At 72.0% G+C, this 12,570-nt stretch carries 10 protein-coding genes; 6 read left to right on the top strand and 4 right to left on the bottom strand.

Annotation, left to right across the window (positions count from 1 at the left end; genetic code table 11):
- Window positions 1–263: 263 nt before the first annotated feature.
- Window positions 264–527 (bottom strand): WhiB family transcriptional regulator, encoded by a 264-nt coding sequence (locus tag FHS38_RS15755; RefSeq protein ID WP_004952403.1) that lies wholly within the window; start codon window positions 525–527, stop codon window positions 264–266.
- A gap of 637 nt (window positions 528–1,164) precedes the next feature.
- Between FHS38_RS15755 and FHS38_RS15750 the strand changes: the two genes are divergently transcribed.
- The 3 genes from FHS38_RS15750 to FHS38_RS15740 all read left to right on the top strand — a co-directional run bounded on the left by FHS38_RS15750 (window position 1,165) and on the right by FHS38_RS15740 (window position 4,192).
- On the top strand, window positions 1,165–1,683 hold the full coding sequence (locus FHS38_RS15750; RefSeq protein WP_184734145.1) for a cysteine dioxygenase: 519 nt from the start codon (window positions 1,165–1,167) through the stop codon (window positions 1,681–1,683).
- Window positions 1,684–1,838: 155 nt separating this feature from the next.
- Entirely contained in the window at window positions 1,839–2,804 is a 966-nt protein-coding gene (gene cofD / locus FHS38_RS15745; RefSeq protein ID WP_184734144.1) for a 2-phospho-L-lactate transferase, read from the top strand.
- Complete coding sequence (locus FHS38_RS15740) at window positions 2,801–4,192, top strand: coenzyme F420-0:L-glutamate ligase (protein ID WP_184734143.1); 1,392 nt, start codon at window positions 2,801–2,803, stop codon at window positions 4,190–4,192. The genes cofD and FHS38_RS15740 overlap by 4 nt, the downstream gene beginning before the upstream one ends.
- 217 nt (window positions 4,193–4,409) lie before the next feature.
- Here the strand turns inward: FHS38_RS15740 and FHS38_RS15735 are convergent, their stop codons facing one another.
- The 3 genes from FHS38_RS15735 to FHS38_RS15725 all read right to left on the bottom strand — a co-directional run bounded on the left by FHS38_RS15735 (window position 4,410) and on the right by FHS38_RS15725 (window position 8,196).
- Window positions 4,410–5,402, bottom strand: a complete 993-nt coding sequence (locus FHS38_RS15735; protein ID WP_184734142.1) for a DNA-3-methyladenine glycosylase family protein — start codon at window positions 5,400–5,402, stop codon at window positions 4,410–4,412.
- A gap of 85 nt (window positions 5,403–5,487) precedes the next feature.
- Window positions 5,488–6,570 carry a mannose-1-phosphate guanylyltransferase gene (gene manB / locus FHS38_RS15730; protein ID WP_184734141.1) on the bottom strand — a complete coding sequence of 361 codons (1,083 nt, stop codon included), beginning with the start codon at window positions 6,568–6,570 and terminating at the stop codon, window positions 5,488–5,490.
- A gap of 81 nt (window positions 6,571–6,651) precedes the next feature.
- Entirely contained in the window at window positions 6,652–8,196 is a 1,545-nt protein-coding gene (locus FHS38_RS15725; protein WP_229822490.1) for a peptidoglycan recognition protein family protein, read from the bottom strand.
- 139 nt (window positions 8,197–8,335) lie between these two features.
- On the opposite strand from FHS38_RS15725, the gene FHS38_RS15720 reads away from it, so the two are divergent.
- The 3 genes from FHS38_RS15720 to FHS38_RS15710 all read left to right on the top strand — a co-directional run bounded on the left by FHS38_RS15720 (window position 8,336) and on the right by FHS38_RS15710 (window position 12,565).
- Window positions 8,336–9,088 carry a TIGR03089 family protein gene (locus FHS38_RS15720; RefSeq protein ID WP_184734139.1) on the top strand — a complete coding sequence of 251 codons (753 nt, stop codon included), beginning with the start codon at window positions 8,336–8,338 and terminating at the stop codon, window positions 9,086–9,088.
- A 149-nt stretch (window positions 9,089–9,237) separates the two neighbouring features.
- Window positions 9,238–10,551: an LCP family protein gene (locus FHS38_RS15715; RefSeq protein WP_229822487.1), complete on the top strand. Its 1,314-nt coding sequence runs from the start codon at window positions 9,238–9,240 to the stop codon at window positions 10,549–10,551.
- A gap of 241 nt (window positions 10,552–10,792) precedes the next feature.
- Window positions 10,793–12,565, top strand: a complete 1,773-nt coding sequence (locus FHS38_RS15710; protein ID WP_184734138.1) for an LCP family protein — start codon at window positions 10,793–10,795, stop codon at window positions 12,563–12,565.
- Window positions 12,566–12,570 lie beyond the last annotated feature (5 nt).

Below are 12,570 nucleotides of genomic sequence, written 5' to 3'. Positions count from 1 at the left end.
GCCCCCACACTAATGGCTGCGCACGCATGCGGTCCGCCTCCTGCGGGCGGGCGCAGAGGGCGGACCGTCGGGGATGGCCTGGACATGGACAGCGCCACGGAGATGTGCGGGCCGGACTGTCCGTCAGCCCGTCGAGCGGGCCCTGGATAAGACATATCGTCAGGTCGCGCGCCGGGTCCCGGCGGCGGAACACGCGTCGGGGGCGGGGCCCGGGACGGGTGGCTGAAGCTCTCGGGCCCGAGGGCCCCGTCGGCTCTGGTGCCTCAGACCGCGGCCTTCTTCAGGCGGCGGCGCTCACGCTCGGACAAACCGCCCCAAATACCGAAGCGTTCGTCGTTCGCAAGGGCGTATTCAAGGCACTCGGAACGGACTTCACAGGCGAGGCAGACTTTCTTCGCCTCTCGCGTGGATCCGCCCTTTTCGGGGAAGAAGGACTCAGGATCGGTCTGGGCGCACAACGCGCGCTCCTGCCAGCCGAGCTCCTCGTCCGCCTCCTCGACCAGCAGTTGCTGGAACAGCTCGGTCATGTGCGCCCCTCGTCTGTCATTTGCGTCCCCGTGGTGCTGCCGCCATCGGGTGCGGCAGAACGACACGAGTGAAATTACAAGTGTGCCGATCCAGGCCAGTCAAGCCGAGATCTGCTATTGGGCCCCATATTCACTCTGCGGAACCAAGGCTAAGCGGAAAGTGGCCAAAATGTCACAAGACTGGACACTTCCACCCGCCTGCCGCAGTCATCCCGTCTCTCTCTTTCAAAAGAGGACGACACTCGCGCCCATCCCGTTGCACCGCTCCGGCCGAACGATGTTTACGGAACCGGTCGGAGCGCCACCTGTCCGCGACCCCATCCCCACAAACCTTTCATCGCGCACAGTAACCGGATGAGGTGAAAGATTTACCTCAAACCAGACACGTGGTTGACAGAGCGCGTCCGAACCGGTCTCCTTGTTGCCATGCCAGCAACCTCCGCGCTCCGCCTGACCCGTGCCTACGGGTCCCGCTGCGCTGTGCAGGCTCGCTGTCGCTGTTCCAGCTGTTGACGCCCACGAGCTCCAGCTGATCTTTCCCCGCATGGCGCCGTGCCTCCGGGCGCGTACGCTCCGTGCTCGCCTGTCTCCGCGCCGCCCGCATGCCGCCCGCATCCCTGCCGAGGAACTCCCGCACATGAACAGCGACGTCCAGATCGCCGGCGACCCGCTCGCCGTCCCGCACCTCATGCCGCCCGTGCCCGCCCACCCCTCCACCGTCGCCGAATTCGCCGGCTTGGCCCGCGGCATCGCGGCCGACCGCGACAGCTGGGCCCACCTCGTCCGCTACGACGCCGCCAGCCGCTGGTACCACCGGCTGCGCACCGGCCCCGGCTACGAGGTGTGGCTGCTGAGCTGGGTGCCCGGCCAGGGCAGCGGCCAGCACGACCACGGCCCCTCCTCCGGTGTGCTGACCGTCCTGAGCGGCGAGCTGACGGAGGTGACCGGGCCCACCGGCGGTGCCCGCCGCCGCCTGCGCACCGGCGACCAGCGCGTCTTCGCCCCCGGCTACGCCCACGAGGTCGTCAACGACTCCCTCGAACCGGCCGTCAGCCTGCACATCTACTCCCCCGGTCTGACCGAGATGCCGATGCACCACGCGGCGCCCGCCGCGACCGTCGTCCCGCCCGTCGCCCAGGGTGCCGTCGCCCGCTGACAGCCCGCCCTGGCCTCTCGGAGATCCCTCGGCGCCCCCTCGGCGCCCCCTCGATGATCCCTCGTACGAGTGAGTTCCGTGGGTGGGCGGCGGACGGGCCCGTCACGCGCCCACCACTCTTCAGCGCACCCGCCCCCGGCTGACAGACTGCGCTCATGCAGCGCATTGTGGTTCTGGCCGGCGGGATCGGGGGCGCCCGCTTCCTCCGCGGCCTCAAGTCAGCAGTCCCCGACGCGGAGATCACCGTCATCGGGAACACCGGAGACGACATCCACCTCTTCGGCCTCAAGGTCTGTCCCGACCTCGACACCGTGATGTACACCCTCGGCGGCGGCATCCACGAGGAGCAGGGGTGGGGCCGGTCCGACGAGTCCTTCGCGGTGAAGGAGGAGTTGGCGGCCTACGGGGTGGGGCCCGAGTGGTTCGGGCTCGGCGACCGCGACTTCGCCACGCACATCGTCCGTACGCAGATGATCGGCGCGGGCTATCCGCTCAGCGCGGTCACCGAGGCGCTGTGCGACCGGTGGCAGCCGGGCGTCCGGCTGCTGCCGATGACCGACGACCGCGTCGAGACCCACGTCCTCGTCGACGACGCCGACGGGGGCGGGCGCAAGGCCGTGCACTTCCAGGAGTACTGGGTGCGGCTGCGGGCCTCCGTGCCCGCCCACGCGATCATCCCCGTCGGCGCGGAGGAGGCGAAGCCGGCCCCGGGTGTCCTGGAGGCCCTCGCCGCCGCCGATGTCGTGCTCTTCCCGCCGTCCAACCCCGTCGTCAGCGTCGGCACGATCCTGGCGGTGCCCGGCGTGCGTGAGGCCGTCGCGGCCTCGAAGGCGCCCGTCGTCGGTCTGTCCCCCATCGTCGGCGACGCGCCCGTGCGCGGCATGGCCGACAAGGTCCTCGCGGCCGTCGGCGTGGAGTCCACGGCCGCCGCGGTCGCCCGGCACTACGGCCCGGACCTCATCGACGGCTGGCTGGTCGACACGGTCGACGCGGGCGCGGTGCCCGACGTGGAGGCCGCGGGCATCCGCTGCCGCGCCGTGCCGCTGATGATGACCGACGTCGACGCCACGGCGCGGATGGCCGCCGAGGCCCTCGCCCTGGCCGAGGAGGTCCGCGCGTGACCGGCCTGCCCGCGTACCGGGTCTGGGCGCTGCCCGGCATCCCCGAGGTGCGGACCGGGGACGACCTCGCCAAGCTCATCGTCTCGGCGGCGACCGCCGAGGGGCTGCCGGGCCTGGCCGACGGCGACGTCCTGATGGTCACCTCGAAGATCGTCAGCAAGGCCGAGGGCCGCGTGGTCCAGGCCGAGGACCGCGAGGCCGCGATCGACGCCGAGGCCGTGCGGGTCGTGGCCCGGCGCGGCGCGCTGCGCATCGTCGAGAACCGGCTCGGGCTGGTCATGGCCGCGGCCGGCGTCGACGCCTCCAACACCCCCGCGGGCACGGTCCTGCTCCTGCCCGAGGACCCCGACGCCTCGGCCCGGCGGATCCGGGCCGGCCTGCGGGACACGCTCGGCGTGAACGTCGGGGTCGTCGTCACGGACACCTTCGGGCGACCGTGGCGCAGCGGGTTGACGGACGTCGCGATCGGGGCGGCCGGCGTGCGGGTCCTCGATGACCTGCGCGGCGGCACGGACGCGCACGGCAACCCGCTGAGCGCGACCGTCGTGGCCACCGCGGACGAGCTGGCGGCCGCGGGTGACCTGGTCAAGGGCAAGGCGGAGGGGCTGCCGGTCGCCGTGGTGCGGGGGCTGTCGCACGTCGTCGTGTCCGATGGTGCCGTGCCTGATGGCGTCGTGCCTGATGGCGTCGTGTTCGATGCCGAAGGGGGCGCCGGGGCCGGTGGGGCCGACGAGGGTGCGCGGGTGCTCGTGCGCAACGCGGCCGACGACATGTTCCGGCTGGGGACGTCCGAGGCCGTCCGCGAAGCGGTGACGCTGCGGCGTACGGTCCGGGAGTTCACGGACGAGCCGGTGGACGGCGGCGCCGTGCGCCGGGCCGTCGCCGCGGCGGTCACGGCGCCCGCGCCGCATCACACGACGCCGTGGCGGTTCGTGCTGCTGGAGTCGGCGGAGTCGCGGGTGCGGCTGCTCGACGCGATGCGCGACGCGTGGGTCGCCGACCTGCGCGGCGACGGCTTCACCGAGGAGAACATCGCCCGCCGGGTGCGGCGCGGCGACGTGCTGCGCAAGGCGCCGTACCTGGTCGTGCCGTGCCTGGTCATGGACGGTTCGCACACGTACCCCGACGCTCGGCGCAACGCCTCCGAGCGGGAGATGTTCGTCGTCGCGGCGGGTGCGGGCGTGCAGAACTTCCTGGTGGCGCTGGCGGGTGAGCGGCTGGGCTCGGCGTGGGTGTCGTCGACGATGTTCTGCCGCGATGTGGTGCGGGACGTTCTCGGGCTGCCGGCCGATTGGGATCCGATGGGTGCGGTGGCCATCGGGCGGCCTGCGGCTCCGCCGCCGGAGCGGGCTGCGCGGGACGCTGGCGCGTTCGTGACGGTTCGGTAGCCGGTACCGCTTTCGTCGTGGTGCGGGCGCCGGGGCCTCCGGTGCCGCATCCATGACGGTTCGGCAGCCGGTACCGCATCCGTCGTGGTGCGGGCCCCGCCCCTGCGACCCCGTCGCCCTCCCCGCCGTCCCCGGCCGCCTCTCCGGGTGACTGGGTGGAGTGGGGCCTGCGGGGGCCCGTCGCCCTCCGCTGTCCCTCCGGGTGCCTGGGTGGGCTCTACAAGCCCCTGATGTCGTTCACCGACAGTCTCGGTGCCCTTCTGGGTGGTGTGTGGCCGCTCAGGAGGATCAGGCGGGCGGCTCGGTGGCGGTGGCCCTCGTAGGGGGTCAGGAGGTCGAGCATCGTCGCGTCGTCCGTGTCGCGGAGGCCCGTGAGGGCATAGCCGATGATCTTCGGTAGATGGAGGTCGCCGACCGTGACCGCGTCGGGCGCGCCGTTGCTGCGCTGGAGGGTCTCGGCCGCCGTCCAGGGGCCGATGCCGTCGACGGCGCACAGACGGCGGGCGGCCTGTTCCGCGTCCATCGTCGCCGCCTCCTCCATGCGGTGGAAGACTTTCGCGGCCCGGACGATCGCGGCCGATCTCTTGCCGTCCACTCCCGCCTTGTGCCAGTCCCAGGACGGGATACGGGCCCAGGTGCGGGGGTCCGGGGGCGTGTGCATCCGGTCCGCCGGGCCGGGGGCCGGGGGGCCGTACCGCCGTACGAGCAGGCGCCAGGCGCGGTAGGCCTCGTCGGCGGTGACCTTCTGTTCCAGGATCGAGGGGATCAGGGATTCCAGGACCAGGCCCGTACGGGTGAGGCGCAGTCCCGGGTTGCGGCGGTGGGCCTCGTGGACGACGCGGTGGCGGGGGGTGAAGCCCGCCGGGTCGTCCTCGGCGCCGAGGAGGGCCGGGAGGCCGTCCAGGAGCCAGTCGCCGCCGGGGCCCCAGGCCTCGGCCTCGATCGTCTCCCCGCTGCGCGCGACCCGCAGGGTGCCGGGGCCGGCGGGGGTGCAGGACGCGCGCCATACCGAGCCGTCCGGGGTGACCCGGAACGTCGGGTCGCCCGGGCCGCGGCGCAGGGGGCCGAGCGTGGTGCCCAGGTGCAGCGGGCCCGGCGGGGTCCAGCGGCGGGTGCGGGAGCCGACGGTCACCGGGCGGGGTCTGCTCGCGGGCACGGCCGTGCGACCACCGCGCACAGTGGTTCTGGTGAGGCTGTCGGCTGATTCCACGGGGTGTCCTGGGGTTCGGGTGCACCTACGAGCGTAGGCGCACCCTCGGACACGCGGCGAGGGCTCCCGCCGGCTACTGGGGGAACTACTGGTCGGACGAGAACCGCACCGCGCCGTCCGGCAGGACCGCGCCGCACCAGACGCGGACCCCGTCGCGCAGTTCGTTGTCGGCGCCGATGCGCGCACCGTCGCCGATGACGGCGCCTGCGAGGACCGTACGCGCGCCCACGTGCGCCCCTGCGCCGATGAGCGAGTCGCGGACGTCCGCGCCCGCCTCGATGACCGCGCCGTCGAGGACCGTGCTGCCGTCGACGCGCGCGCCGGGCTCGACGCGGGCCCCCGCGCCGATGACCGAGCCGCCGGTGACCTTGGCGTCCGGGGCGACGTCGGCGCTGTCGAGGATCAGCCGGTCGCCGCAGCGGCCGGGCACGGCCGGGGACGGGGCGCGGCCGAGGACCAGGTCGGCGGAGCCGCGGACGAAGGCCTGCGGGGTGCCGAGGTCGAGCCAGTACGTGGAGTCGACCATGCCCTGGAGGTGCGCGCCCGAGGCGAGCAGTCCGGGGAAGGTCTCGCGCTCGACGGAGACCGGCCGGCCGGCCGGGATGGAGTCGATGACCGACCGGTTGAAGACGTACGCGCCGGCGTTGATCTGGTCGGTGACGATCTCCTCGGGCGTCTGCGGCTTCTCCAGGAAGGCGGTGACCCGGCCGTCGGCGTCGGTGGGCACGAGGCCGAAGGCCCGGGGGTCCTCGACCCGCGTCAGGTGCAGGGAGACGTCCGCGCCCGTCGTGCGGTGCGTGCCGACCAGCGCCTCGATGTCGAGGCCCGTGAGGATGTCGCCGTTGAAGATCAGGACGGGGTCGTCCGGGGCGGAGTGCAGCTTGGAGGCGACGTTGCGGATGGCTCCGCCGGTGCCGAGCGGTTCCTCCTCGGTGACGTACTCCAGGTGCAGGCCCAGCGCGGAGCCGTCGCCGAAGTACGGCTCGAAGACCTCGGCCAGATAGGACGTGGCGAGCACGATGTGCTCGATCCCCGCCGCGCGCGCCCGCGCCAGTTGGTGCGTGAGGAAGGGGACTCCGGCCGCCGGGACCATGGGCTTGGGCGTGTGCACCGTGAGCGGGCGCAGCCTGGTGCCCTTGCCCCCGACCAGGAGGATCGCTTCTGTCACCTTGTCGTCTCTGCTTCCTGCTGGGGCCGGGCCGTGATCGGCGGCCAGTGTATGCAGACCCTGCGGCCCGGCCCGCCCCGGTCAGCGTCCCTGGAGGCGGGCCGCGGTGCTGCGGGCCTTGCCGAGCTTCTTGTAGAGGAGGTCGCCGGGGCATTCGGTGGCGTAGCCGTCGCGGTGACCTGAGATGACCTTGAGCCTGACCTTGGTCCCCTTCTTGAACAGGTTCCCGCCGGCTGACACCAGGGATGTGGAGCCGAGGGGGTTGCGGCCGAACAGTCCCAGCTTCCAAGCGGTGAGTTTGGCCACGGCGTCGACCGCGGCGGTGGGCGGGGTGGAACTTCCGAATGTCCCGAGAACGGCGATGCCCATGCTGTTGGAGTTGAAACCGAGAGTATGGGCACCCATGACGGCTTTCGCCACACCGCCCGATCGGCCTTCGTAGATGGTGCCGCATTTGTCCACGAGGAAGTTGTAGCCCATGTCCCGCCAGCCGCTGCTCTGGACGTGGTAGCGGTAGATCCCCCGGATGACGGAGGCGGACTGGGAGCAGGTGTATTTGTTGCCGGAGGCGGTGTGGTGCACGAACGCGGCCCGCACGGTCTTGGTGTAGACGAAGCCCCGCTCGCGGATGGATTCGTCGGCGCCCCAGCCCGCGCGGGTGACGATGCGGGGGCGCGGTCCGATGTAGCCGCCGCCCTCGACGTAGCGCGATCCCTGGTCGGCCTCTTCGGCGGTGTCGCCGTCGGTGGTGTCCACGTCCGCGGCACCGTCGGTGGCCGGGTCCTGGGGAGGGCTCTGGACCGGTGCGTCGCCGGGGCCGGTGGCGGCGACGTCGGCCCCGGAGTCGGCCTTTTCGCGGGCGGGGATCTCGGTGGCGCCCAGCGGGGCGAGGAGGGTGTTGGTGGCCGAGGTGGCGGCCTCCTCGTCGCCGAGGGCCTGGGGTACGGCGACGGCCGGGTCCTCGGCCACCCGGGCCGGGACGGCAGCCGGGACCGGTGCCGGGGCGGCTGCCGGTGCCGATGCCGGGACCGCCGGCGCCTGGCCCTGAGGCCGGACGGGCTCGGGGGCCGGGTCCTTGCCCGGATCGACGAGTTCGAGGCGCAGGCCCACGGGGAAGGCCGGCCCCTCGGGGGTCCGGTCGGTCACGGTCTCGGCGCGGACGCGGACCTGGACGGCGTCGGAGGCGCCGACCCACAGCGGCGCGGTGGCGCCCCGCCGGCGGCCGCTGCTGCCCTCGGCGGAGTCGAGGTCGGGGCGGTCGTCGTCGTGGATCTGCACCTCCTGCCACTCGGACCACTGGCGGGCACCCACCGCACGGGTACGGACCTGGGCCTGGCCGCGCAGCTCGGCGGCGGCGTTGTCCCAGACGATGCCCACGAGGGAGAACGGCTCGACCTCCTGGGGTGGCAGCCCCCGCTCGGCGGAGGGGCCGCCGAGCGCGCGGTCGCTGCCGGTGAGCGGCACCAGGGGCAATGAACGGGTCGAGCCCGGCACCCCGCGCATGTCGGCGGCGGGGGCGATCCGCACGGCGGGTGCGGTGGCGGCGCCGGTAGGGGTGGTGAGCAGCGGCAGGGTGAGGGCGGCAGCACAGACGGTGACAGCAGAAGTAACGAAGGTTCCACGCATAGTGACCACCTTGGGCATATCACCAGATATCTGTCCATTCGAAAGTTGACGGCCAGTCGGTCGTATCGGCCCTCCGGACGCACCGGCCACTCGTCCGTCCGACTGACCGTCACTGCCCTCGCCGCGTACGCTGACGACGATGAACGCCACCGATCGCACCCCCGCCGACCTGCTGCGTTCCGCGCTCGCCGCGGATCCGGCCCGCCCGCTCGTGACCTTCTACGACGACGCCACCGGCGAGCGCGTGGAACTCTCCGTGGCCACCTTCGCCAATTGGGTGGCGAAGACCGCCAACCTGCTCCAGGGTGATCTCGCCGCCGGGCCCGGGGACCGCCTCGCCCTCCTGCTGCCCGCCCACTGGCAGACCGCCGTCTGGCTGCTCGCCTGCTCCTCGGTCGGCGTCGTCGCCGAGATCGGCGGCGACCCGGCCGACGCGGACCTGGTCGTCAGCGGCCCGGACACCCTGGAGGAGGCGCGCGCCTGTTCCGGTGAGCGCGTCGCGCTCGCGCTGCGCCCCCTGGGCGGGCGCTTCCCGCAGGCCCCGCAGGGCTTCGCCGACTACGCCGTCGAGGTGCCCAGCCAGGGCGACCGCTTCGCCCCCTTCGCCCCGGTGGACCCGGGCGCGCCCGCGCTCGTCGTGGACGGCGCGGAGCTGACCGGTGCGCAGGTCGTGGAGCGGGCGCGGACGGACGCCTCCCAGCACGGGCTCGGCACGGGCTCCCGGCTGCTGTCCGGCCTGCCGTACAGCGGCTGGCACGGGCTGTCCGCCGGGCTGTACGCACCGCTCGCCGCCGGTGGGTCGGTCGTGCTCTGCCGCCACCTCGACCGGCTCTCCGCCGGGGCCCTGGACAAGCGCCGGGAGAGCGAGCGCGTCACCGTGACGGCCCCCTGACGCTGCCGGAGCGCCCGGATCGCGCAATGATCGTATGTACGCCGCACGACGTACGTGCGCCACACCAGGCGCGGAGGGCCGCATACCGGTCCTCCGCGAAGGCTCCCGCTGGTGCGAGGCCGCCGACTCCGTGAGGGAGGGCCGCAGCCGTGACAGACCGCCCTGGAAGCCCCGGCAGCCCCGGCACGCCCGCCGGCCCCACCGGCGGGGCGTGGGGCGCCCCCACGCCCTCCCCCGAGCCCCGGCGGCGGCGCCGATGGCTGCGCTGGGCGGCGCTGGGGGTGACGGTGCTGGTGCTCACGGCGGCCGGGATCGGCTGGGCGCTCTACCAACGGCTCGACAGCAACATCACCACCGACACCGACACCGCGAACGAGCTGGCGCGCTGGGAGAAGGAGCGCCCCGTCGCACTGGTGCACGGCGCGCAGAACATCCTGATCATCGGCTCCGACACCCGCGGCGCCGGGAACGGCGCGTACGGCACCGACAGCGGCACCCAGCGCTCGGACACCACGATCCTGCTGCACCTGGCCGCCGACCGGCGCAGCGCGACCGCCGTCAGCCTCCCCCGGGACCTGATGTCGACGATCCCGAGCTGCCGGCAGCCCGACGGCTCCCGGACCAACGAGCGGTTCGCGCAGTTCAACTGGGCGTACGAGCTGGCGGGGGCGGCCTGCACGATCCGTACGGTCGAGAACATCACCCGGATCCGCGTCGACCACCACGTGATCGTGGACTTCAACGGCTTCAAGCGGCTGGTCGACGCCATCGACGGCGTCGAGGTCTGCCTCAAGCAGCCCGTGGACGACCACGAGGCGAAGCTGCGGCTGCCCGCGGGCCGCCAGGTGCTGCGCGGGGAGGCGGCGCTGGGGTACGTACGGGCCCGCTACAGCCTGGGCAACGGCAGCGACACCGAACGGATGGGGCGCCAGCAGGAGTTCCTGGGCTCGCTGTTCCGGGAGATGCAGAGCAGCGGTGTGCTGCTCAACCCCGCCCGGCTCTACCCGGTGCTCGACGCGGCGACGTCCTCGCTGACCACGGACGCCGGGCTGGACACCCTCCGCAAGCTGTACGACCTGGTGCGGACCGTACGGGACATCCCCTCCGAACAGGTTCAGTTCCTCACCGTGCCGCGCCGCCCGTACGTCTACAACAGCGCCCGTGACGAGCTGGTGCAGCCGGATGCCGACCAGCTCTTCGAGCAGCTGCGGAACGACCGGCGGGTGGCGGTCGGCAGGCACGTACGGGCGGCCGACAACAAGCCCGGGCGGGACGAGCAGCCGGCGTCTCCCGCGGCTCCCGGGAGCGCGGGGGAAACCGGGGCGACCGAGGGGCGGACGGCTTCGGAGGCGCCGGCCGCACCGGCGGATCCCGGCCCTTCGGCCGCGCCCACGGGATCGCTCAAGCCCACCACTCCGCCCACGTACGAGGGAACCACCGCAGCACGTGGCATGTGTGGATGATTTTGCCGAAAGGTACGATCAACTTTTCCTCCGGATGATCGTTCGGACGAAAGGATTGGGCAGAATGCCCAGTTGTAGGGGAGTGCAATTTGTCACCGGCGTCGCTTGACGCTGAACTGGGCGGATAGTGTGAGCGATCCGGTGCGCACGGCCGGGCTGACCGCGCACTGCACAGACGACGTGACCGAGCGCCTCGGGGGGGGTAGGCGCCGCGTGGCACCGACGGAGGATTCAAGCGACCGTGGACGCGCAGGGCCGTGGGCGGGCGGGCGACATCGACCCCGCCGACCAGTGGGTCTTCGACCCGAAAACAGGCAGCTACGAGCTGCGCCTTGACCATGCCGAGGAGTCGGAGGCGACTCCCGGGAGCGGCACGTCCCGAGCCGCGTCATCTTCTGCTTCCGAAGGTTCCGACTCTCCTGCCGTACCGGCGCCCGCGAGGTCGCGGGTCGGTACGGAGGACAAGCCCGGCCGCCGTACGGTGCCCGGGCAGCGCGGCAACCCCCGTCGCGCCGGGGCCAAGCCGGCGCAGGGGCGGCGCAAGCCGAAGCCGAAACAGAGCAAGAAGAAGAAAGCCCTGATGTGGACGGGCGGCACGCTCGCCTTCATCCTCGTCGGCGGCTCGGTGGCGGCGTATCTCGTCTACCAGCACTTCAACAACAACATCGACAAGGTCGATGTCGGGATAAACAACGACGCGGTCATCGACGGCCCGGTGAACATCCTGGTCATCGGCACCGACAAGCGCGACGGCAAGGGCAACCAGGGGTACGGGGACGAGGGCAGCGTCGGCCACGCCGACACCACGCTGCTCTTCCACGTCTCGGAGGACCGGACGAACGCCACGGCGCTCTCCATCCCCCGCGACATGATCACCGACATCCCGGACTGCCCCACCAAGAAGGACGGCAAGACCACCGTCATCCCGGGCTCGAAGGGCGTCCGCTTCAACGAGAGCCTGGGCCAGGAGGAGCGCGACCCGGGCTGCACCTGGCGGACCGTCGAGTCGCTCACCGGCCTGAAGGTGACGCACTTCATGATGGCCGACTTCAACGCCGTCAAGCAGCTGTCGTCGGCGGTCGGCGGTGTCGAGGTGTGCCTGGCCAAGGACATCAACGACCCCAAGTCGCACCTCAAGCTGAGCAAGGGCCGGCACGAGATCGAGGGCGAGGACGCCCTCGCGTTCGTACGGACCCGGCACAGCGTCGGCTTCGAGAGCGACCTGGACCGCATCAAGCTCCAGCAGCAGTTCCTGAGTTCGATGATCCGGAAGATGAAGTCCGGCGACACGCTCTCCAACCCCAAGAAGCTGTACGACCTGGGCAACGCGGCGACCAAGTCGCTGACCGTCGACACCGGCATAGGTTCCGTCAGCAAGCTGACCAGCCTGGGCAAGGAGCTCAGCAAGGTCAACCTCGAGAACATCACCTTCGCGACCGTCCCCGTCAAGGACAACCCCGCCGAGGGGAAGAACCACAGGACGGTCGTCCTCGACAAGCCCAGGGCCGATCCGCTGTTCGCCATGGTCCAGCAGGACGTCTCCCTCACCGAGGTGAAGGAGAAGGAGAAGAAGGCCAGCGAGGCGGCGGACGCCAAGCAGGCCGCTCTGCTCAAGGGTCCGAAGGCCGAGCCCGCGGCCGTGCGGGTGAAGGTGCAGAACGGCAGTGGCCGGATCGGCGCCGCCCAGGAGGCCGTCACCTGGATGCAGAACTCCAAGGGCATGCGCCTCACGACCAACGGTGGCAACGCCACCGGCGGCAAGAAGGACAAGACGATCCTGGAGTTCGCCCCCAATCAGGCGGACCAGGCGCGTCGGCTCGCGGAGGTCATGGGACTGCCGGTCGAGGCCCTCAAGGAGGCCAAGTCGGATGCCGCACCGACGGCCGGGATGACGCTCGTCCTGGGCGCGGACTTCAAGGCCGCCGGCACCCCGATCTCCGTGCCTGCCCCCGCGAAAGCACCCAAAGAGATCCAAAAGATCGAAGCCGACGACAAGAACATCTGCGCCAAATGAACCTG

This window comes from Streptomyces netropsis, assembly GCF_014203545.1.
Lineage (GTDB): Bacteria > Actinomycetota > Actinomycetes > Streptomycetales > Streptomycetaceae > Streptomyces > Streptomyces netropsis.
The sequence above is the reverse complement of the archived record's forward strand: the minus strand, read 5'-3'. Positions and strand labels throughout refer to the sequence as shown.

Bases quoted from the DNA above. Each gene is read 5' to 3' on its own strand.
- FHS38_RS15755 (WP_004952403.1), bottom strand. From the start codon at position 527: ATGACCGAGCTGTTCCAGCAACTGCTGGTCGAGGAGGCGGACGAGGAG.
- FHS38_RS15750 (WP_184734145.1), top strand. From the start codon at position 1,165: ATGAACAGCGACGTCCAGATCGCCGGCGACCCGCTCGCCGTCCCGCAC.
- cofD (WP_184734144.1), top strand. From the start codon at position 1,839: ATGCAGCGCATTGTGGTTCTGGCCGGCGGGATCGGGGGCGCCCGCTTC.
- FHS38_RS15725 (WP_229822490.1), bottom strand. From the start codon at position 8,196: ATGCGTGGAACCTTCGTTACTTCTGCTGTCACCGTCTGTGCTGCCGCC.
- FHS38_RS15720 (WP_184734139.1), top strand. From the start codon at position 8,336: ATGAACGCCACCGATCGCACCCCCGCCGACCTGCTGCGTTCCGCGCTC.